Annotated in this window: 18 protein-coding genes; 12 read left to right on the top strand and 6 right to left on the bottom strand. The window is 58.1% G+C overall.

The genetic code is table 11. From position 1 onward, the window contains the following. Positions 1 to 6: 6 nt before the first annotated feature. The 5 genes from ACSQ3H_RS18425 (at position 7) to ACSQ3H_RS18405 (ending at position 5400) form a co-directional block, all read left to right on the top strand. Positions 7 to 711, top strand: coding sequence for a GntR family transcriptional regulator (locus ACSQ3H_RS18425; RefSeq protein WP_436118370.1), 705 nt, complete (start codon positions 7 to 9; stop codon positions 709 to 711). A 49-nt stretch (positions 712 to 760) separates the two neighbouring features. Further along, complete coding sequence (locus tag ACSQ3H_RS18420) at positions 761 to 1813, top strand: ABC transporter ATP-binding protein (protein WP_436118369.1); 1053 nt, start codon at positions 761 to 763, stop codon at positions 1811 to 1813. A gap of 12 nt (positions 1814 to 1825) precedes the next feature. After that, on the top strand, positions 1826 to 2836 hold the full coding sequence (locus ACSQ3H_RS18415) for an ABC transporter ATP-binding protein (RefSeq protein ID WP_436119491.1): 1011 nt from the start codon (positions 1826 to 1828) through the stop codon (positions 2834 to 2836). Between the two features lie 245 nt (positions 2837 to 3081). Continuing rightward, positions 3082 to 4575, top strand: a complete 1494-nt coding sequence (locus tag ACSQ3H_RS18410) for an ABC transporter substrate-binding protein (protein WP_436118368.1) — start codon at positions 3082 to 3084, stop codon at positions 4573 to 4575. 114 nt (positions 4576 to 4689) lie between these two features. Continuing rightward, a complete protein-coding gene (locus tag ACSQ3H_RS18405; protein WP_436118367.1) occupies positions 4690 to 5400 on the top strand; it encodes a cupin domain-containing protein in 711 nt (236 codons plus the stop codon). Positions 5401 to 5479: 79 nt separating this feature from the next. Here the strand turns inward: ACSQ3H_RS18405 and ACSQ3H_RS18400 are convergent, their stop codons facing one another. Further along, the gene (locus tag ACSQ3H_RS18400) at positions 5480 to 8065 is read right to left on the bottom strand and encodes a heavy metal translocating P-type ATPase (protein ID WP_436118366.1); all 2586 of its coding nucleotides are present in this window, start codon (positions 8063 to 8065) and stop codon (positions 5480 to 5482) included. An 87-nt stretch (positions 8066 to 8152) separates the two neighbouring features. Between ACSQ3H_RS18400 and ACSQ3H_RS18395 the strand changes: the two genes are divergently transcribed. Continuing rightward, positions 8153 to 8587 carry a MerR family transcriptional regulator gene (locus ACSQ3H_RS18395; RefSeq protein WP_436118365.1) on the top strand — a complete coding sequence of 145 codons (435 nt, stop codon included), beginning with the start codon at positions 8153 to 8155 and terminating at the stop codon, positions 8585 to 8587. Here the strand turns inward: ACSQ3H_RS18395 and ACSQ3H_RS18390 are convergent. From ACSQ3H_RS18390 to ACSQ3H_RS18375, 4 genes are all read right to left on the bottom strand, one after another. Further along, positions 8584 to 9081, bottom strand: coding sequence for an Lrp/AsnC family transcriptional regulator (locus ACSQ3H_RS18390; RefSeq protein WP_436118364.1), 498 nt, complete (start codon positions 9079 to 9081; stop codon positions 8584 to 8586). The genes ACSQ3H_RS18395 and ACSQ3H_RS18390 overlap by 4 nt on opposite strands. 163 nt (positions 9082 to 9244) lie before the next feature. After that, positions 9245 to 9496 (bottom strand): heavy-metal-associated domain-containing protein, encoded by a 252-nt coding sequence (locus ACSQ3H_RS18385; protein ID WP_436118363.1) that lies wholly within the window; start codon positions 9494 to 9496, stop codon positions 9245 to 9247. A 77-nt stretch (positions 9497 to 9573) separates the two neighbouring features. Then, positions 9574 to 10959 (bottom strand): aspartate aminotransferase family protein, encoded by a 1386-nt coding sequence (locus ACSQ3H_RS18380; protein ID WP_436118362.1) that lies wholly within the window; start codon positions 10957 to 10959, stop codon positions 9574 to 9576. Between the two features lie 124 nt (positions 10960 to 11083). After that, on the bottom strand, positions 11084 to 11935 hold the full coding sequence (locus tag ACSQ3H_RS18375) for a GNAT family N-acetyltransferase (RefSeq protein WP_436118361.1): 852 nt from the start codon (positions 11933 to 11935) through the stop codon (positions 11084 to 11086). A 202-nt stretch (positions 11936 to 12137) separates the two neighbouring features. Between ACSQ3H_RS18375 and ACSQ3H_RS18370 the strand changes: the two genes are divergently transcribed. Then, a complete protein-coding gene (locus ACSQ3H_RS18370) occupies positions 12138 to 13268 on the top strand; it encodes an NAD(P)/FAD-dependent oxidoreductase (RefSeq protein WP_436118360.1) in 1131 nt (376 codons plus the stop codon). Continuing rightward, on the top strand, positions 13261 to 14730 hold the full coding sequence (locus ACSQ3H_RS18365) for an aldehyde dehydrogenase family protein (protein ID WP_436118359.1): 1470 nt from the start codon (positions 13261 to 13263) through the stop codon (positions 14728 to 14730). The genes ACSQ3H_RS18370 and ACSQ3H_RS18365 overlap by 8 nt, the downstream gene beginning before the upstream one ends. Positions 14731 to 14734: 4 nt before the next feature. On the opposite strand, the gene argE is transcribed toward ACSQ3H_RS18365, so the two are convergent. Continuing rightward, complete coding sequence (argE, locus tag ACSQ3H_RS18360; RefSeq protein ID WP_436118358.1) at positions 14735 to 15868, bottom strand: acetylornithine deacetylase; 1134 nt, start codon at positions 15866 to 15868, stop codon at positions 14735 to 14737. 273 nt (positions 15869 to 16141) lie between these two features. Between argE and ACSQ3H_RS18355 the strand changes: the two genes are divergently transcribed. Genes ACSQ3H_RS18355 through ACSQ3H_RS18340 form a run of 4 tightly spaced genes read left to right on the top strand, consistent with a single transcriptional unit; the run spans position 16142 to position 20281 of the window. Next, positions 16142 to 16810: a haloacid dehalogenase type II gene (locus ACSQ3H_RS18355; RefSeq protein WP_436118357.1), complete on the top strand. Its 669-nt coding sequence runs from the start codon at positions 16142 to 16144 to the stop codon at positions 16808 to 16810. Then, entirely contained in the window at positions 16807 to 17733 is a 927-nt protein-coding gene (locus ACSQ3H_RS18350) for a 2-hydroxyacid dehydrogenase (protein ID WP_436118356.1), read from the top strand. Before ACSQ3H_RS18355 ends, ACSQ3H_RS18350 begins: the two co-directional genes overlap by 4 nt. 8 nt (positions 17734 to 17741) lie before the next feature. Further along, complete coding sequence (locus tag ACSQ3H_RS18345) at positions 17742 to 19214, top strand: NAD-dependent succinate-semialdehyde dehydrogenase (protein ID WP_436118355.1); 1473 nt, start codon at positions 17742 to 17744, stop codon at positions 19212 to 19214. A 17-nt stretch (positions 19215 to 19231) separates the two neighbouring features. Further along, a complete protein-coding gene (locus ACSQ3H_RS18340) occupies positions 19232 to 20281 on the top strand; it encodes a tartrate dehydrogenase (RefSeq protein WP_436118354.1) in 1050 nt (349 codons plus the stop codon). Positions 20282 to 20469 lie beyond the last annotated feature (188 nt).

Below are 20469 nucleotides of genomic sequence, written 5' to 3'. Positions count from 1 at the left end.
AGGTTAATGGCAGATACGGCGAACACGATCAAACGGCTGACCCGGCGGACCTTGTCCGGCCGGATCGCCGAGGAAATCCGTCAGGCAATTCTATCCGGAGCCTTTCCGCTCGGGGCGCAACTCAATGAAATGGAACTCGCGGAAAAATTCGGCGTCAGCCGCGGGCCGGTGCGGGAGGCCCTGCAGCGGCTGATTCAGGAAGCCCTGCTTGTCAGCGAACCCCATCGCGGTGTCTTCGTGCCGGAACTGACAGACCATGACCTATCCGATATATTTTTCGTTCGCGAGGCGATCGAAGGCAGCGCCATTCGGCGCGTAATGACCTCAGCGGAATTGCCTGAGATCAGCCTGAAATTGAAGCGGTTGGTCGTTCGCATGGATGAGGCTGCGCGCGCTGAAGACTGGCCACTCGTCGCTGAGCTCGACATGGAATTCCATCGCGAGCTTGTTGATGCCGCGGGAAGCTCCCGGCTGTCGCGCATGTATGCCACGGTACAGGCCGAAACCAAGCTTTGCCTGCTCATGCTGAGAGGCGGCTATCGCGGCAGTGCGGCGCTGGTGGAGGAGCACCGGCGTCTCGCGGATATTATCGCAAGCGGTGACGTTGCCGCCGCCATAGAAGAACTGCCGAAGCACTTCGGCGATCCGGTTCGCATCATGCACAAAGCCAATGCCGCTCGTGAGAGAGGATCGTCATCCGAAGCCGCATGACACAGGCTTAGCAAATGCCCTCCGGTTCAATAAAAATAAGGGAACTCTTATGAACATCGAAGGACAAACGCATACCGATACTGACACGCCGCCACAGCGGACGTCGCTTCTGGAGATTGAGGACTTGCACGTCTCGTTCCCGGGGGAGAAAGGCAGAAAGTCAGTAATCTCAGGCCTGACGCTTTCCGTTGATGTAGGCGAGGTGGTGGCTCTCGTGGGCGAATCCGGATCCGGCAAGAGCATGACGGCGCTGTCCCTGATGCGTCTGCTGCCGCCTGACGCCGAGATCACTGCTGGTCGTATTTCGTTTGCCGGACGGGATATCCTTGCCCTCTCATCTGCGGAACTTGATGCGCTGCGCGGTGCGGATATCGGCATGCTGTTCCAACAACCGCAAGCCATGCTCGATCCGACCAGCCGTGTCAGGACGCAGGTGGCTGAGCCGCTCTGGGTCCACCACAAGATGAGCCGTCACTCGGCCCTCAGCCGCGTGGTCAACATGTTGCGTGACGTCGGCATCCCTGATCCGGCTGCCCGAGCACAATGCTTCGCCCACGAGCTTTCCGGCGGCATGGCGCAGCGCGTGATGATAGCCGCGGCCCTGTCCGGCAATCCGCAACTGCTGATTGCCGACGAGCCGACAACCGCGCTTGACGTGACTGTGCAGGCGCAAATCTTGCGCTTGCTTGACGTTGAACGGCGCAAGCGCCGGCTTGCGACACTGCTGATTACCCATGACCTGTCGGTCGTTGCCGCATTCGCTGATCGCGTCGCTGTGATGTATGCGGGTCGTATCGTTGAGGAAGGGCCGACGCAGGCAATCCTCAAGGCACCGCAACATCCCTACACCAAGGCCCTTATCAGTTGTTCGCTCCTCACCACCGATGGCGCGGGCCAATTGTTGTCGATCCCCGGATCGAGCACGCAGGCACACGAACTTACTTGCGGTTGTCGCTTCCATCCCCGGTGCGCCATCGCCAATTCCAGCGGCATGGGAAGTCAATGCATGGCGTCTGAGCCAAGTCTGGACAGCTTGCCGGAAGGACGTAAGGCGCGATGCTGGGCAGTTGGGCACGAACTTGCCGAACAACCTGACTGTTGAGGGAGACGGATGATGCAGCTAGCCGTGAGAACACAAACGTCTCCATCCGTTGATGGCAAGAAGCCGCCATATGTTATCGCCAAGGACCTCGTCAAATATTATCCGGTGCCGGGCCTCGGCCATCGCACGGTCAAATCCGTCGATGGCGTTTCGCTCACGATAGGCGAGGGCGAAGTCCTCGGTCTCGTGGGCGAATCCGGTTGCGGAAAGAGCACCATTGCCAGGCTAATGACCCGGCTTACCCACGCGACCAACGGTGAGCTTACCATTGGAGAGCATGACATTCTGCACATGGAGGGCGAAGCGCTGCGCCGCATGCGCCGCGTCGTCCAGTTGATATTTCAGGATCCCTATTCGGCGCTGGACCCGCGCATGCGCATCGGGCAAAGCATGGAGACGCCGCTCGAACAGCACCGGATTGGAACGCGCGACGAACGCAACGCGCTGGTCTACCAAATGCTGGAGGAGGTTGGCCTTGATGCTTCGTTCTACGACCGCTATCCAAGCCAATGTTCCGGAGGGCAGCTGCAGCGCGTGGTTATAGGACGCGCCCTTCTCCTTAAGCCGAGTTTTCTTGTGTGCGATGAGCCGACGTCGGCTCTCGATGCGTCGATGCGGACGCAGATCCTAAATCTGCTGATGGATCTCAAGCGGCGTCATGGCCTGACCATTCTGATGATCTCGCACGACCTGCGCGTTGTGCGCTACCTGTGCGACCGCATCGCAGTGATGTATCTCGGGCGGATTGTCGAAATTGCCGATCGGGACGAACTGTTCCGTGCGCCGAAGCATCCCTATACCAAGGCGCTGATTGCGTCGTCGATGCTTGACGAAACCGGATTGCATGCGCCGGAAATGCTGCTGGACGGAGATTTGCCCAGTCCTCTCAATCCACCCGATGGCTGCAAATTCCATACCCGTTGCAAGTATGCGACAGAAAGGTGCAGCGCAAGCGAACCGGAGTTCAGCACGGTCGCTGATGAGCATCTTGTACGCTGCCATCACTGGCGGGACTTGGGCTGATCTGCTTGAGCGGTTCATGTTTAGCGATTCTTATAAAAAACAGACAAATTGGGCCGTAACATAAGTAAAAACGGAATCTAATTCCGAAATATGGAATATAAAGTAGAGTTAATGATAATGGATATTCTTGGAATATCCATACAGTGGAGCTATGCGTTCTGTATGTGATGCAGCAACCATATTATATAGTACAAAAATATTGTTGCTAATTGGTAATGTCGTTACAAAGAAAGGGGAATAAGACAATGTTGAAACACGCGATTCTCACAACATGCGCCTTGGCAATATCCTTCAGTGCCCATGCAGCCGAAGGTGGTACAGTCACATATGATGATAATTTCGGGGTGAAAACGGGATGGGATCTGTCTTCGGACGACGCTTATCTCGGCTCGCGTGCGGGCTGCTTTGAAGGGCTGGTACGCATCGGTTATGACACCAAACTTGAGCCAAGCCTCGCCGAATCCTGGACGCAGACCGCACCTACGGTCTGGGAATTCAAATTGCGCAAAGGGGTGAAGTTTCAGAACGGCGAACCTTTCAACGCTGAGACAGTCGTCAATGCGCTGAACAACCGTCTGAAAGCCCCCGTTCCGGCACGCGCCTTTTCGCCCAAGTTGGTCGCCTCTGTAGAGCCCGTCGGTGAGGATGTGGTGAAGATCACGACGGTCGAACCGTCGGTATTGTTGCCCGCACAAATGGCGAGCCCCGCCACGACCATCCTCGCGCCCGCTGCCTACAAATCCGGGAAAGTCGACCCGATCGGGACCTGTACAGGTCCTTTCAAGATAACAGAGGTCGATCCGAACCAGTACATGACCCTTGCGCCAAACCATGAGTATTGGGGCGGTATGCCCAAGCTTGCCGGTGGCCGCGTGAATTTCGTTCCGGATGCCGACACCCGCGCAACCCAGATTCGTACCGGGGAGGCGCAAATCTCGCGGCTGGTGCCGCCGTGGACCGTCAAGACAATCGAGTCGACGGCCGGTGTCAAGGTAGCCCCGATTCCATCACCCCGCATCACGGAACTATTGTTGAACAATGCAAAACCGCCCTTCAACAATGTAAAGGTACGGCAGGCGATCCAGGCGGCCATTGACAGTATCGGCATCGCGGACAGCATCTATGAGGGTGCAGTGAAGGGGGCAACTATGCCGTTTGCGCCGGGCGAGCCCTGGGCTCAGCAAGAGCCGGAGCCTGCTTATGATGTTGCCAAGGCGAAAGCTCTGCTCGCCGAGGCCGGTGTGGCACCTGGCAGCCTGAAGGTAGGGCTTCTGGCCTATACGGCCAAAACCGAACTGAAGGATGTCGCGGCGATCATCCAGGCGCAATTGCAGGAGATCGGCATCAAGGTCGATGTGCGGGTTGCCGATTACAGTGCGATCGAGCCTGACCTGTTGTCCGGAAATTTCGACATGGCACTGATGTCACGTGGTTACACCACCGACGTTGCGGAACCTGTAGGCTTCCTTAATGCCGACTACACCTGCGGCGGCAGCTACAACATCTCTCACTACTGCAATGAAGAGACCGACAAGCTGATCAAATCTGCCTACACCGTTGCCGAGCCGGCAAAGCGTTATGCCATCTACGAAGAAGCGGTGAAAAAGCTCTATGAAGAAGCCGTTTCTGTCTTTTTGATCCATGAAACGGTCTTCGACGCCTATTCGGACAAGCTTGAGAACTACAAGCCGCATCCGTTGAACTATTATGTCCTGACCAAGGATCTGGCGACGAAGTAGCAAATGGTCCTCCCGAGCTTTTGCGCGAACCCCGGTTCCAACGAGCCGGGGTTTTTTCAGATCCGATTGCGACAGCTGAAACTACAATTTCCCCAACTTACGAGAGATAAGTTCATGTCCAGTGTTATCAGCATTCATCCGTTGGCCGATCAGGCCGATGCCCGTGAGCTTTTGACCGGCGATCCCTTTGCCGAAACGCGAATGGTGGCGTTTTCTGCCGAGGGCAAGATAGCGGCAGGTGCCTGTTCGCTTGCATCCGGCGCGAAAGGCAGCGCCCGGTACCCGCACCACGAACTTATCATCATCAGGGGCGGAAACCTCGTTCTCGATGATGGAATCCGGGCCGTGACGCTGGTCCAGGGAAGTGTTGCCGTTATTCCGCAGGGAATTACCGTCACATGGAGCGCCGATAGCGTGGTACAATGGGATTTCATGACTTTTTCCGGGGCAGCGGATCCCGCCGCAAAGGAGCCGGGCATCGTCCTCTTCGATCTAGACGTTCCGCGTCCACCATCTGCGAGCCCATCGGCAGAACTGCTAATTTCCGCTGAACCGCAATGCCAGAACCGCCGCTGGTATGCGGACCCTTCCGGCCAGTGGACCGCCGGTGTATGGAGTTCGACGTCCTATCACCGCCGTCCAATGCACTATGGCTACTATGAGATGATGCATATGCTCGAAGGCCGGGTCGAGATCAGCAACGGCAGTGAGCAGGGAACGGTCTGGGAACCGGGTGAAACCTGTCTTCTGCCGAAGGGTGCATCGCTGGCGTGGAACAGCCGGGAAGACGTGCTGAAGATCTATGGCACTTGGCGGCCGTCATAGACGGTCCGAGTATTCCTTCAGGGAAATTGGTCTTGCACCCACCCTTCTTGAAAGCAGGGCGGGTGCCATTTGTTCGAATTTAGGCAGCCGCCAATATCCGGGGCGTCGTTGCGGGTGTCCTGGTCGTCTCCTTCTTGAGATAGCCAAGCAGACGCATTGCATTGAGCGTCACCAGAACAGTCGCGCCGGTATCGGCAAACACTGCAATCCACAGACCGGTGACGCCCAGGACGGTGGTCACCAGAAACGCTATCTTCAACCCGAGCGCGATGGTCACATTCTGGCGAATATTGCGCATGGTGGCACGGGACAACCCGATCAACGTCGCTATATCCTGAACGCGATTGCGCAGCAGAGCAGCGTCAGCCGCCTCAAGTGCAACATCGGTTCCTGATCCCATAGCGACACCAACATGGGCGGCGGCGAGCGCCGGGGCGTCGTTGATACCGTCACCAATCATGACGACCTTGCGCTTTTCCGCGAGTTCCCGAATCGCCGTCACTTTGTCTTCGGGCATCATCTCGGCTCGGGCTTCAACGCCGAGTTCACGCGCTATCGCGGCTGCAGTTGCCTTGTTGTCACCGGTCAGCATTACAGCATCGATGCCAGCCAATTTCAGCGCGGCAACGCCGGCGCGGGCGTCACTGCGCGGCTCATCGCGCAGGGCTACGAGGCCAATTGCTTCGCCATTTGCCACAGCGACCACCACGGTCTTTCCCTCCGCTTCGAGTACGTGAATTTGCATGGCCAAGGATTCGTCGATGGTTCCGGCCTCACGGGCAAAACGCGGCGCTCCGATGAAGAGTTTCCGGCCGCTGACCTGGCCTTCGACGCCTTTGCCTGCAATGCTCTTGACGGCTGTTGCGCCAGCAGGACTGATCGTGTCAGCAGCAGCACGATCGACGATTGCCTTGGCAAGCGGATGGCTCGCTTCCCGTTCGAGGGCACTTACAGTCGCCAGAAAGGTTGCAATGTTGCCATCGGAGGCAACGATATCCGTCACCACAGGTTCGCCGCGCGTGAGGGTTCCTGTTTTGTCAAAGGCGACCGTCTGAGCGCCGGCGAGGGCCTCAATCACCGCGCCTCCCTTGACGAGCAAGCCGTGCTTTGCGGCGGACGACAGGCTGGAGGCGATGGCGGCCGGCACCGAGATGACCAGGGCACAGGGGCAGCCGATCAGGAGCAGGGCCAGGGCGCGATAGATCCATGTTCCCCATTCTGCACCCACGCCGAGCGGCGGAACAATTGCGACGAGGATCGCGATGCCGACGATCAGCGGCATATAGATACGGGAAAAGCGATCGATGAACCGCTCGGTCGGGGCCTTGGAATCCTGGGCTTCCTCGACCAGCGTAATGATGCGCGCGATGGTGTTGTCCTGCGCTGCTCGGCTGACGCGGATACGCAATGTTGCCTCATGATTGATGGACCCGGCGAAGACTGCAGCCCCCGGCTCCTTCAGGCGCGGCACCGATTCGCCTGTAATTGGCGATTCATCGACACTCGACATGCCTTCCACCACTTCCCCATCGGCAGGAATACGGTCCCCGGTCCGGACGGCAACGATCTGGCCGATGCGCAACGTATCCACCGCGACTTCACAAAGCTGGCCGTTCGCCTCGACGAATGCACTCTTGGGGACGAGCGCTCCGAGCGCCTTGATCCCGGCGCGAGCCTTGCTCGCCGCAAAGCCTTCAAGCACTTCACCCACGGCGAAGAGGAAGACCACAACGGCCGCTTCCTCGGCCGCACCAATGATAACTGCGCCTGTTGCCGCTATGGTCATAAGCATCTCGATGGTAAAGGGCGCACCGGCAAGTGCAGCCATAACCGCACGACGTGCAATGGGAGCGGCTGCGACAATAGTCGCCAGCAGGAACGCCCAGTAGGAGAGCTCAGGAAGAACCAGGCTCGCCACGTAGGAGGCAGCTAGCAATGCGCCGGCCGTAATGGCAATCTTCGCCTTCGGCGTTTGCCACCAGCGGCGGGGCGACGGGATCGCCGTGTACGGGTCAATGCCTTGCACAATACGGCTTGGTTTGTAACCGAGCGCTGCCACCTTGCTCTCAACGGTGCCGGCTGGTGTCAGGCGCTCATTGAGCGCAAGTGTGAGGGTTTCATTTGTCACCGAGACACGGATATCCGAAACACCCGGAACGCGCACAAGAGCCGTGCGGATCGTTGCTGCACAACTCGCGCAATCCATTCCTTCGACTTTCCAGACAAGATGATCTGCCGAGGCGGGAGTCTCGATGGCGGGCGCAACATGATCATGGCTGCAATTCGGGCCGTGAACATGGGGTACGTGATCGTGCGTCGTGTGTTCATGCACGTGCCCTTCAAGTTGTCTGTGCACACCAGCGTCATGATTGCAGGTTGGTCCGTGGACGTGACCAGCATCATGCGCAGCTTTTGCAGTAGGACGACGCGTCAGGCTAGGCTCAAAGCCAAGCTTGCGAACCCTTTTCTCGATCTCGGAAACGGACGTCGCGGTCTCATCCAGCATGAGCGACATCGTTTCTGTCGCGACCAAGATCTTAAGGTCGGAGACGCCGGGCACACGGTTTAATGCGGTCTTGATCGTGTTGGCGCAACTGCCGCAATCCATCCCGGCGACCTTGAAGGTGAAAGCCTCGCTGATACTTCCCGAACCTGTCTCGGTCATTGAATGTCTCCTGTTTTGGTTCAAAGGATTCTTGACTTCAATGACGCTAATCCCTCTAGTAACTATAGGTTCAAGAGGAAAAATTCGATGGAACGCACTTTTTCAATTGGCCGTCTTTCAACGACGACGGGCTGCAAGGTGGAGACGATCCGCTACTATGAATCGATCGGCCTGCTGGATGAGCCGGAGCGCTCGGAGGGTAATCAGCGCCGCTATCTGAAATCACATCATGAACGGCTTCTGTTCATCCTCCACGCACGCGATCTCGGCATGTCGATCGAAGCAATACGGCAGTTGATTGAACTGTCTCGCGATCCGGACGCGCCGTGCGATGGGGCAGACGAAATTGCGCGTCAGCAGTTGGGATCCGTGCGTGACAAAATCCAGCGGCTCAAGTTGCTGGAAGCCGAGCTGCAGCGTGTCGTCGAAAGCTGCGACGGGCACCGAATCGGCGATTGCCGGGTCATTGAAGCGCTGGCCGAATGCGGCGTCTGCCACAGGGACCATCGTCCACCGCGTTAGCTGCGGTCGTCGTGGTCGAACAGTGCTGTCAGGGGATAATAGTTTTTGATGAAGGGCGATTTGATCACGATATAGCTGAAATATTTCTCGATCCCGATATTGCGTTCGAGCAGATTTTCGACAATGCCCTGATAGTGAACAACGCCGCGGGCGATGAATTTTAGAAGATAGTCATAGCCGCCGCTGACCAGATGACATTCGACGATTTCATCAACATTGCGGATGGCATTTTCAAAACGGACAAAGTCTTCGCGCCGATGATCCGACAGTGTGACCTCGGTGAAAACCGATATGGTTTCGCCAAGCTTGGCAAGATTGATCTGGGCACCGTACCCGGTGACATAACCGGCCTGTTCGAGCCGCTTCACTCGCATCAGGCATGGGCTCGGTGATAGCCCGACAGCATCGGCGAGATCGACATTGGTGATGCGGCCATTCTTCTGAAGCTCGTAAAGAATTTTAAGATCGATCCGGTCGAGCTTCGGTGGTCTCATCACATGGCTGCCTTATGGTTCCTCGTGAACGGATACTGCTCTATTACCCGGCGAAGTTGCAAGGTCGATCAATTTGTCGAAACACTTTGCGTACCGATCGATTATCGACATGCCAATTGTTACCGGCGGCTGACAGCAACCAGTTCCGCCGGTATCAATTCGATTAAGCGTTGGCTTCGGGCGTGTAGCCTGCAGCGGTGATGATTTCCGCAATGCGCGCAGCATCCGAAACGCCGCCAACCGAAACGATGCGTTTTACAGGATCGGCGTGGACAGCAGCACCGGGGACGGTCTTTTCGATGGCCCCCTTAATGACGCCTGCGCAATGGCCGCAGGTCATGTCGTCAACGCGGAACGAGACGTCGGCATTGACGGGCTTGGTGGTTTCGGAATGATGCTCGTGAGCTGTACACATATAGGGTTCTCCTGGGTTGAAATTTCGGATGAAAGGAGCCTGAACTATTCCAACGTGGGAAGGTCAAGCACTTTATTTCAAGCTGGTTCACTGACGGCAGCGCGCACTTCTTTCAGGTCCAGCATGGCATCGAGTGTCAGACGCACACGCGCGACGATGAGGTCGATTTCCTCGGCTGTGCAGGTCAATGGCGGTGCAAAACCCAGCACGTCATCGGTGAAGGCGCGCAGGATGAGGCCGTTCCGGTAGGCTGCATCAAACAGGCGTTCGCTGAGCTTCAGCTCGGGATCGAACTTCGTCTTGGCCGCCTTGTCGCTGACGAGCTCGACAGCGGCGAGCAGGCCGCGCCCGCGAACGTCACCGACAAGGGGATGATCGCGCAGACGGTCGAGGCCTGCAATGAAACGGTCGCCCATCTTCTGACCGTTCGCCAACAGACCGCCCTCAGTATAGAGCTTGAGCGCTGCAAGACCCGCCGCAGCACTGACGGGGTGGGCCGAATAGGTGAAGCCATGGCCGACCGCGGCAGCGCCTGCGCTTTCGGCTATGGTCTGATAGATTTCCTCACGCATGAACAGCGCGCCCATCGGCACGTAGCCTGAGGTCAGGCCCTTCGCCACGGTCATCATGTCCGGCACGACTTCCTCCGCCTCGCAGGCAAAGAGCGGCCCGGTCCGGCCGAACCCGGTGATGACCTCGTCTGCCACGAAGAGGATATCGAGATCCCGGCAGGTCTCGCGCATGGCCTTGAGCCATCCGGCAGGCGGCACGATAACGCCACCGGAACCCTGGATCGGTTCGCAGAAGAAGGCTGCGACATTGCCGGAACCAAGCTCTTCGACCCGTTGCCGCAAGGCCGCTACCGAAGCGGAGATGATTGCGGACGATTCAGTTCCCGCCGGATTGCGGTAGGGGTAGGGCGATGCAATTTTATGCTGCCAGGGCAGGGGGAGGTCGAAGCCTCTGTGGAAGATCGGCAATGCCGTCAGGCCTGCGCCGGTTGAAGAAGAACCATGATAGCCGCGCTCGAGGGTGATGAACTGTTTCTTCTGCGGCTTGCCGAGTGCGTTGAAATAGTAATGGATGAAGCGTACGGCGGAATCGACCGCATCGGAACCGCCAAGGGTGAAATAGACCCGGTTGAGATCCCCGGGAGTGCGTTCGGCAAGCTCCGCTGCGAGCCGGATCGCTGGTTCGCTGCCGAGCGAGAAATAGCCCGTTGCATAGGGCAGGCGGCGCATCTGCTCCGTCACCGCATCGACGATCGAATCCTGCCCATAACCGACATTGACGCACCAGAGACCGGCAAAACCGTCGATCAGCTCGTGTCCGCTCGCATCCTTGACAAAGACGCCCTTGGCCGACTGCAGCACAGTGACGCCGCGTTTCTCGTGGCCCCGGTAGGAAGCGACGGGGTGGATAAGATGCTCGCGGTCGAGCTCGACAAGAGAATTGCTCAGCATGCCATGTCCTTTCGAATTGTCATCCTCCCAAATTCGCATTGCAGGCGAAAAATGGCATGCTGAACAGAGCTGGCTTTCCACTATGGGATGCTCTTTTCGCGGACGTGGCAGCGGGAGATGCTGTTTATCCCAACGCCTGATTTGTCAGGGTGAAAATACGATGTCCTGGCGCAGGCTGGGGCGCGTTTCCGCGGACCATCGTTGTTCCGCCGCCGACCTTCGGCAACCCGATTGCTTCAAGCCAATCGCCAAGGCCACTGTCATCCGGTGTATCGACACGCAGGAAGTGCTCGCTCCGAGCCGAAATCCAATTCGATATCAGCGCCTGCGCAGCTTTGAGATTAGGGGCAATGACCGGCCCGACGACATAGCCACGTCCGAACGGGTGGAGAATTGCATAACCATCCAACTGTCCGCTTCGCTCCAGTACGATACATTGGCCTGTACGAAGGAGCGCGGAAAGCATGGCTCTGCGATCCAGCCCTGAAGCATTGCTATCGAGAGAAATCAGGCTCGCTGTATCGTCTTCGGCAAAGGGACGAATTGTGTGATTTTGCTCCGGCATGATCGGTCTGAAGTTTGCCGGCCTACCCTGATGCTGCGAGATTGCTCCGGTCGTCCGGAAACCCAGGGATTTATAGAGCGGTTCTCCTTCTTTCGTGGCGATCAGCAGAATATTCCGGCCTTCGGCCTGGGTAAGCGCTGCGTCCATCAGCTTCCCGCCGATGCCGCGTCTTTGTCGCTCAGCTGAAACGATCACCATGCCGAGCGTGGCGAAATCATTGCCGAACGGCCACCAGTGAATCGTACCGACAATTCCGGAACCGTCTTCGGCCACAGTGCCATGGCCAAGGCTGGCAACCAATCGCCAATCGTCGATCCGGTGCGGCCAGTTCACTGCCGAAGACAAGGACAACGCGGCCGCCAGATCGGCGGGCTGCATTGTCCGCAGCAAATAGTCGCTTGGCGATTGCACCACGCTTTGATCCTTCTGTGCGGCGGATGTCGAAGACGGTTTCATAGCCGATAAAATATGGTGTGTAGCGAGAAACATTGTTCCGAGCTTTGTCCAAGAACGCAATTTTGCGCTGTTGCATTGATAAAAGCCCGAATAAAAAGCTTGGTAACATTGCTTAGGCTCCGTGGATGCCATCACGATCGCAAAAAGGGGAAAAGGCATGAGCCGGATTGTTATTGTCGGAGGAGGGATCGTCGGTCTTTCCATTGCACGGGCTGCATTGAAGGCTGGCCAGGAGGTTGTCTTGCTCGAGCAGGGGCCGGTCGGAAACCCGAACGGTGCCTCTTACGACAATCATCGCATGATCCGTTATCACTATGGTGCGGCGGAAGGTTATACCCGCATGGTTACGGACGCTTTCGCCGCTTGGGCGCGGGTCTGGGATGATCTTGGCGAGACGCATCATGATACGACCGGCGCGATTTCGATCGGACTGGCAGAGGATGACTATGCCGGAAAAACACTTGCGACGTTCCGCAACAACGGTATCCCGCATGAGATTCTCGATGGTGCCGAAATCGCAGCCCTGTGCCCGCATCTGAAAGTGCCTGGAGGAGCCTGGGGGCTTCTTTCCCGTGTTGGCGGTCCGCTCTACGCAAACCGTATCGTGGATGGATTGGCCCGCTGGAACAGGGAGCATGGCGCAGACATCCGGGATAACACGAAAGTTGCGAGGGTTGACCTCGAGGCAGTCACTGCAACCCTGGACAACGGCGAGCTCGTCAAAGGCGATCATCTGGTCGTTGCCGCAGGAGCATGGCTGCCGTCGCTGTTGCCTGATCTTTATGCGAACCTGACGACCTATCGGCAGGCCCTGTGCTATGTTGAGCCGCCTGTGCAATTTGCTGAAAGCTGGCGGCGCGCTCCGTCGATTGTCACGATCGGCGATGGGGTCGGCTATACATTGCCGGATTTACGCGGGGCAGGATTGAAATTCGGAGCGGGATCGCATCGGCGGCTTGGCGCTCCGTCTGCTGGGTTTCAATCGGACATCGCGGAAGCGGACTATATTATCGGTCAGTTCGCGCCCTATCTGCACGACGCGGCAAGCTACCGGCCTCTGCGGATGAAGGTCGGGTATTATGTCATGGACGCCACGCGGAAGTTCCGGCTCGACAGCCACGGCCGCTCGCTCGTGGTCACCAATTGCGACGGGCAGATGTTCAAGTTCGGCCCATTGCTTGGCGAGGCGATCGTCGACATGTTCGAAGGCCGACTGTCCCCGAAAGCGCTGAGCTCCTGGGCGGCTGGGGATGCTGCCATTGCACCGAAGGCCGCCGTCAATGCTTAGCTTCGACCCCCGACATCTAGCAGTCCCAACGGGTCATTTCATCGATGGGGCATTGGTTTCAGGTCCTCCCGGGAACCTTCCCGTCCGGCGGCCCTGTGACGGGGCCGTCTATACAAAGATGCCGCTGGCATCCGCCGACGTCGTCGATCGCGCGGTATCGAGCGCGAAAAGGGCCTTCCGGACATCCGATTGGGCCAAGCGACCGCCACGCGAACGCGCGCGGGTCATGCGGCGCTGGGCAGACCTTGTTGATGCTAACAGGCAAGAGCTGGCACGGCTCGAAGCTGTCGGCTCAACGCGGCCAATCGCGCAAGCAAATGGCTGGGATGTTCCTTATCTCGCGGAAACCATCCGGTTCTTTGCAGAATTTGCCGACAAGCATGGCGGCGAGGTTGCGGCCACCCAGAGCGATCGCTTCGGCATGATCGTTACCGAGCCGCGCGGCGTCGTTGCCGCGATCGCACCCTGGAACTTCCCATTGGTCATGGCAGGCTGGAAATTGGCACCGGCACTTGCTGCGGGAAATGCTGTGGTGCTGAAACCATCGGAAATGACCCCAGTTTCCGTCCTGCGGCTGGCGGAGCTTGCCATCGAATCGGGTGTGCCGAGCGGTATTTTCAATATTGTTCAGGGAACAGGTGCAGGTGCGGGCGAGGCGCTGTGCCGTCATCCCGATGTCGCCAAAATCAGCTTCACCGGGTCGACGAGAACAGGTGCCGCGATCATGGCGACCGCGGCATTGAACGGCGTCAAGCCGGTGACCCTCGAACTTGGTGGCAAGAGCCCGCAGATTGTCTTCGAGGATGCGGATGTTGACTTGGCGGCGGCTTGCATCGCCCGCTCGATCCTCGGCAATGCCGGGCAGGTTTGCGTTGCGGGTTCCCGGCTTCTCGTACACCGCGATTTGCGTGACGCGCTGATTGAGCGCATCGCTGTGCTTGCCCGAGAGGTGACGCCGGGCCCGACATGGGAGACAGGCACCAGTTTTTCGCCGATCATCTCGTCAGGACAGCTCGATCGGGTTGACTCGATTGTTCGGCGGACGGTGGCTCAAGGCGCAGAAGCACTCATCGGCGGTCATGCAATGGAGGGCTTTGGCGATGGAACATTTTATGCGCCGACGATACTGATTGGCGTCGATCAGGGCATGGAGGCAGCGCGCGCCGAAATCTTCGGCCCGGTGCTGACGGTTCAAACCTTCGAAGACGAGGACGAAGCTTTGGCGCTCGCCGATCATCCTGAATTCGGCCTCGCATCGGGTGTCTATACGCGCGATCTGTCCCGGGCTCTGCGAATGGTACGCAGTCTGGAGGTCGGAACGGTCTGGATTAACCGCTACGGCCGCTCGGATGATTTCATCATGCCGACAGGCGGCTACAAGAGTTCCGGCATCGGCAAGGATCTCGGACGTGAAGCCTATGAGGCCAATCTTCGTTCCAAATCGGTGTTGATCGATGTCTGAGCACTCATGCGGCGACTTCGTTTGTCAGCCGTCCCAGTGCGCTCAGGCAACCGTCAAGTTCGGATTTCAGGACATATTCGTTGGGGCGATGTGCACGGGCGATATCGCCTGGGCCACAGATGATCGAGGGGATCCCGGCGGCTTGGTAGAGCCCGGCTTCGGTGCCGAAACTGACAGCACCCGCGCAGCTCTGCCCGGATATTCTCTCGGCCAGAGCAGCAAGTCCGTCGGTCTCGTTGAGATCGAGTGCCGGATAACTGCTGAGAACCTGTGTCTCGAACCGCAGGCCGGACCCGCCTGCGGACAGTTCAGCAATTCGGGCCTTGATAGGCTCCATCAATGTTGCGGGATCGATCCCGGGAACCGCGCGCGCCTCAATATCGATGGTGCATTTCTCCGGAATGACATTGAGAGCGGCACCACCCGCGATGACGCCGACCTGCATGCTTGAATAGGGCGGAGCGAACCTTTCGTTGAACGGGCCTTCCGCCGCAAGACGCGCTGCTTCGTCACGAACGGTTGCAACAATATCCGCACTGGCATGGATCGCGTTCAGACCCAAATCGGGCCGGGACGAATGTCCGGATTTGCCGTACACCGAGATTTGGCAGCCGATCTTTCCTTTGTGCCGCAATACGGGTTGCATGCCGGATGGCTCGCCAACGAAGCAGCCGATCGGCTTGGCGCATAGCGTCGGCAGCCGGTCAATTAAATGCCTGACCCCAATGCAGCCGGCTTCCTCGTCGTAGGAGAAGGCGAGGTGGATCGGTTGTTTCAATGGTTGCGAGACAAAGGCCGGGACGGACGCCAGAACACAAGCGACGAAGCCCTTCATATCGACCGCGCCACGCGCAATCAGCCGTTCGCCATCCTCGCGCAGGCGGAACGGGTCGCTCGACCAGGTCGATTCCGTCGCCGGCACCACGTCAAGGTGGCCTGATAGGATGTAGCCGGGAAGATCAGCCGGGCCGATCGTTGCAAACAAGTTGAAGCGATCGCCTTCCGGCCCGGCGATAATGCTGGAATTCACGCCGTATTGGGCAAGATAGGATCGTATATAGTCGATGATCGCGGCGTTCGATGTCCTGACGACGGAGGGGAAGCTGACGAGATTCGCCAATATTTCCTGCACATGCATCTTACTCTCCTCACGAGGCACATCTGGCTGTATGGGCCGCATGCGCTCTAGGTAATCCGGCCGGATTCCGGCTCTCAAATGCGACTATGCTGGGATCAGGGCCGATTTCAAGCACCGCGAATGATCTCAAGAACATTCAGCAGCCTATGCTGAAATGACGTCGCGAATTGCAATGATCTTCGTGCAAAACACTCTTGTCAGGGAGCCATGCTGCTCTTTTGGTCCTACAGTTGCAGCGCTATCTGCGATAACAAGGGGAACACGGAGCAAGCAATGCCGACTTTCAAGCCGAAATATATTTCCTTCGACTGCTACGGGACGCTGACACGGTTCCAGATGTCGGAATTGGCGCGTTCGCTTTACGCTGATCGCGTTGCCGCTGACAGCATGGACGCTTTTTGCAGAGACTTTGCCGCTTACCGCCTGGATGAAGTTCTCGGCGATTGGAAACCATACGAGCAGGTGCTGAAAAATGCCGTGCGCCGTACCTGCCAGAAATGGGGCGTCGACTATGACGATGCCGACGGTCGGCAGTTCTACGATGCCGTTCCGACCTGGGGCCCGCATGCCGACGTTCCGGCTGGCCTTGCCAAGGTAGCGGAGCATTACAAGCTGGTGATCCTTTCAAACGCCTCGAACGACCAGATTCATTCCAATGTCGAAAAGCTTGGTGCTCCTTTCTATAAGGTGTTCACCGCACAGCAGGCGCAGGCCTACAAACCGCGTTTCCAGGCATTCGAGTATATGTTCAAGCAACTGGATGCGGATCCTTCTGAATTCCTCCATGTCTCGTCGAGCCTGCGTTATGACCTGATGTCCGCACATGATCTCGGCATCAAGAACAAGGTTTTTGTTGCGCGCGGCCATGAACCATCGACACCCTATTACGGTTATACCGAGATCAAGGATATCGGTGGTCTTGCTGGCGTGGTCGGGCTTTGACTTTCATCTACAAGGCCGATCCGGTAAGAGGCGCTGAATGGGCCGAACTCTTCGCCCAAAAAGCTCCAGATGTGCAGTTCCGCATCTGGCCGGATGTCGGGCCTTCCGAGAAGGTGCGATATCTGGCGGCGTGGCTGCCGCCGGATAATCTCGCCGAAGCCTTTCCCAACCTGGAGATCCTGTTCTCGGTGGGCGCGGGGATTGACCAGTTCGATCTTTCGACCCTGCCGCAGGATCTGCCGCTCGTTCGCATGATCGAGCCGGGTATAGCCGAGGGCATGACGGAATATGTGACAATGGCGGTGCTGGCTCTCCACCGCGATCTTCTCCCCTATATCGATCAGCAGCGCCGCGCCGTCTGGCAAGAGATGCGACTTGTACCATCCGTACAGCGGAAGGTTGGTGTGTTGGGCCTTGGCATGCTGGGACAGGCAGTTCTTGAAAAACTGCGGCCGTTCGGCTTTCCGCTTTCCGGGTGGAGCCGTTCGCCGCGTGTGATTGACGGTGCAGATATCTTTTCGGGCAGTAGCGAACTGCCGCGCTTTCTCTCCGGCTGCGATATATTGATCTGCCTCCTGCCGCTGACGGATGAAACCCGAGGAATCCTGAATGCGGAGCTGTTTGCGCAACTTCCCCGCGGCGCAGCGCTAGTCAGTGCCGGACGAGGTGGTCACCTCCACCAGGATGACCTATTGGCAGCCCTCGGCAGTGGTCAACTTTCGGGTGCTGTTCTTGATGTCACGGACCCTGAGCCTTTGCCGGGGGATCATCCGTTCTGGTTGCATCCAAAAATTCTGCTCACACCGCATATCGCCAGCATGACGCGGCCCGAGACGGCAGTCGATCATGTGCTTGACACTATCCGCCGCCATCGCGAAGGCCTCCCATTGATTGGTGCGGTCGACCGAATGCGTGGCTATTGAGGTTTCCCATGTTTCTTGATCGTTTGCGTGACAAATCCCTCTTTCGCCAGCAGATATTCATCGATGGCATATGGTCGGCGGCGGCATCGGAGGCGGAACTTCCGGTTGATAACCCGGCGACCGGCGAGATCATCGGTTCGGTCCCGGCCTGCGGCACCGCCGATACCAGAGCAGCCATTGGTGCGGCCAAAACGGCCTTTGTTCATTGGCGCATGCGGACGGCTGCGGAGCGTGCGGCGGTTCTCGAACGCTGGCACGGACTTGTGCTGGAGAATGCCGACGACCTGGCGATTATCATGACGGCAGAGCAAGGCAAGCCGCTGGCCGAAGCCAGGGGCGAAGTTCTGTACGGCGCATCCTTCATCAAATGGTTCGCCGAAGAGGCGCGCCGCATCGCCGGCAGCACGATCCCGGCACCAACAGCAGATCGCCGTATCCTCGTGCTGAAGGAGCCTGTCGGTGTATCGGCAGTCATCACGCCGTGGAATTTCCCGAACGCCATGATCACCCGCAAATGCGCTCCGGCGCTTGCCGCCGGTTGCACCGTGGTCATCAAGCCATCGGAATTGACGCCCTATTCGGCGCTGGCACTCGTCGTCCTTGCCGAACGTGCAGGCGTGCCCAAAGGCGTGATCAACATCGTGACGGGACTGCCGCAGGAAATCGGCGCGGAGCTGACCGGCAACCCGGCAGTACGCAAGCTTTCCTTCACTGGTTCTACCCGGATCGGTTCGTTGCTGATGCAAGAATGCGCACCGACCGTGAAACGCCTCAGTCTGGAGCTCGGCGGCAACGCCCCATTCATCGTTTTCGACGATGCGGATATCGATCTTGCGATTGAAGGCGCGCTTGCCAGCAAGTTCCGTAATGGAGGTCAGACTTGCGTTTGTGCCAATCGCATCCTGGTCCAGGAAGGCATCTACGGCCGTTTCGCCGACAGGCTTGCCGATTCCGTATCGAAGATGCGGATAGGGTCCGGATTCGAGGCGGATACCCAGATTGGCCCGCTTATCAATCTGGCCGCGGTCGAGAAGGTGCGCGCGCATATCGACGATGCTCGATCAAAGGGTGCTTTGGATCTGACGGAGCGCAACGATGATATCGATCCGAAGCGTTTTGTGTCGCCCGTTGTTCTCACAAATGCGACGATGGCAATGCGCGTGGCAACCGAGGAGACTTTCGGACCTGTCGCGCCGCTTTTCCGGTTTCGCCATGAAGCCGAGGCCATCGAGATCGCCAATGATACGCCGTTCGGCCTTGCCGCCTATTTCTACACGGAGAACCTGCATCGGTCGTGGCGTGTCGGTGAAAGGCTGGAATTCGGCATGGTCGGGTTGAACACCGGATCGGTGTCGATGGAGGTTGCACCCTTCGGCGGCATCAAACAGTCCGGTCTGGGCCGCGAGGGCGGACCGACGGGTATCGAAGAGTATCTGGAGACGAAGTCCTTCCACATCGGCGGTCTGCGCGCCGAAGCTTGATCCGACTGGAGGCATCCGTGAGAACCTACAATATCGCACTCATTCCCGGTGACGGGATCGGCGTCGATGTCATCAAGGCTGGCTGGCCCGTCCTGGGCGCTGTCGCCCGGCGTTTCGATTTCGGGCTGGCATCCAAAACCCTACCCTGGTCTTGCGGCTATTATCTCGAACATGGGGTCATGATGCCAGCGGACGGGATCGAGCAATTGCGCCCGTTCGACGCCATCTTTCTCGGCGCTGTCGGCTGGCCAACTCGGGTTCCGGATTCAGTCTCGCTGCATGGGCTGTTGCTGCCGATCCGCAAATCTTTTGATCTCTATGTGAATGCGCGTCCGCACCGCCTCCTGAAGGGCGTCAAAGGCCCTCTGCGCAGCGATGGTTTTGACATTCTTTGTATTCGCGAAAACACAGAAGGCGAATATAGCGGTGCGGGAGGGCGGGTGCATCAGGGCACCGTAAACGAGGTTGCCGTCGAAACATCGATCTTCACCCGCAATGGTGTCGAACGTATCCTGCGTTACGGTTTTGAAGCCGCTCGAAAACGATCAGGAAAGCTTGCCTCGGTCACAAAATCCAATGCGCAGAAATATTCCATGGTGTTCTGGGATGAGGTAACCGACGCGCTTGCTGCCGAGTATCCGGATGTCAAGGTTTCGCGTTACCATGTCGATGCTGCAGCGGCCCGGTTCGTCACCAATCCGGAAACGCTCGACGTCGTTGTCGCCTCCAATCTCTTCGGCGATATCCTGACGGATCTCGGTGCTGCGATACAGGGTGGTTTGGGGTTTGCGGCCTCGGCCAATATCAATCCGGCAGGTGGCGTTCCATCAATGTTTGAGCCTGTGCATGGTTCCGCACCGGACATCGCCGGAAAGGGCATCGCCAACCCGCTGGCAACAATCTGGGCTGGTGCCCTGATGCTTGACCATCTCGGGGAAAGGCAGGCAGCTTCGGCACTGATCGCGGCGATGGAAAACGTCACGGCGCAAAGAACTGCATTGACCCCGGACTTGGGTGGAGCATCGTCAACAACAGATGTGGCGAAGGCGGTGATTGATGCATTGTGACCGCCGGCAACTGGGTCATTGCGGACATTAATGCATCTAAGTCATTTTCCTCTTGACCCTCCCATTGTTGGAAGGTCCATAGTTTCCCGCCTGTGCCGGAGCCACATTCTGCTACGGCGCGCTTGCCCCTAAGATGGGAACGTGCATTTGCTTGGCAGATCAATTCCGCAAGAAGACCGTTACTGCCT

It is taken from the genome of Phyllobacterium sp. LjRoot231 (genome assembly GCF_964253365.1).
In the GTDB taxonomy this organism is placed as follows: domain Bacteria; phylum Pseudomonadota; class Alphaproteobacteria; order Rhizobiales; family Rhizobiaceae; genus Phyllobacterium.
Note: the sequence above shows the minus strand (reverse complement) of the source record. Positions and strands in the feature narration are given on the sequence as shown.

Excerpts from the sequence above, each read along its gene's own strand:
- ACSQ3H_RS18425 (WP_436118370.1), top strand. The coding sequence starts at position 7 with ATGGCAGATACGGCGAACACGATCAAACGGCTGACCCGGCGGACCTTG.
- ACSQ3H_RS18420 (WP_436118369.1), top strand. The coding sequence starts at position 761 with ATGAACATCGAAGGACAAACGCATACCGATACTGACACGCCGCCACAG.
- ACSQ3H_RS18415 (WP_436119491.1), top strand. The coding sequence starts at position 1,826 with ATGCAGCTAGCCGTGAGAACACAAACGTCTCCATCCGTTGATGGCAAG.
- ACSQ3H_RS18410 (WP_436118368.1), top strand. The coding sequence starts at position 3,082 with ATGTTGAAACACGCGATTCTCACAACATGCGCCTTGGCAATATCCTTC.
- ACSQ3H_RS18405 (WP_436118367.1), top strand. The coding sequence starts at position 4,690 with ATGTCCAGTGTTATCAGCATTCATCCGTTGGCCGATCAGGCCGATGCC.
- ACSQ3H_RS18400 (WP_436118366.1), bottom strand. The coding sequence starts at position 8,065 with ATGACCGAGACAGGTTCGGGAAGTATCAGCGAGGCTTTCACCTTCAAG.
- ACSQ3H_RS18395 (WP_436118365.1), top strand. The coding sequence starts at position 8,153 with ATGGAACGCACTTTTTCAATTGGCCGTCTTTCAACGACGACGGGCTGC.
- ACSQ3H_RS18390 (WP_436118364.1), bottom strand. The coding sequence starts at position 9,081 with ATGAGACCACCGAAGCTCGACCGGATCGATCTTAAAATTCTTTACGAG.
- ACSQ3H_RS18385 (WP_436118363.1), bottom strand. The coding sequence starts at position 9,496 with ATGTGTACAGCTCACGAGCATCATTCCGAAACCACCAAGCCCGTCAAT.
- ACSQ3H_RS18380 (WP_436118362.1), bottom strand. The coding sequence starts at position 10,959 with ATGCTGAGCAATTCTCTTGTCGAGCTCGACCGCGAGCATCTTATCCAC.
- ACSQ3H_RS18370 (WP_436118360.1), top strand. The coding sequence starts at position 12,138 with ATGAGCCGGATTGTTATTGTCGGAGGAGGGATCGTCGGTCTTTCCATT.
- ACSQ3H_RS18365 (WP_436118359.1), top strand. The coding sequence starts at position 13,261 with ATGCTTAGCTTCGACCCCCGACATCTAGCAGTCCCAACGGGTCATTTC.
- argE (WP_436118358.1), bottom strand. The coding sequence starts at position 15,868 with ATGCATGTGCAGGAAATATTGGCGAATCTCGTCAGCTTCCCCTCCGTC.
- ACSQ3H_RS18355 (WP_436118357.1), top strand. The coding sequence starts at position 16,142 with ATGCCGACTTTCAAGCCGAAATATATTTCCTTCGACTGCTACGGGACG.
- ACSQ3H_RS18345 (WP_436118355.1), top strand. The coding sequence starts at position 17,742 with ATGTTTCTTGATCGTTTGCGTGACAAATCCCTCTTTCGCCAGCAGATA.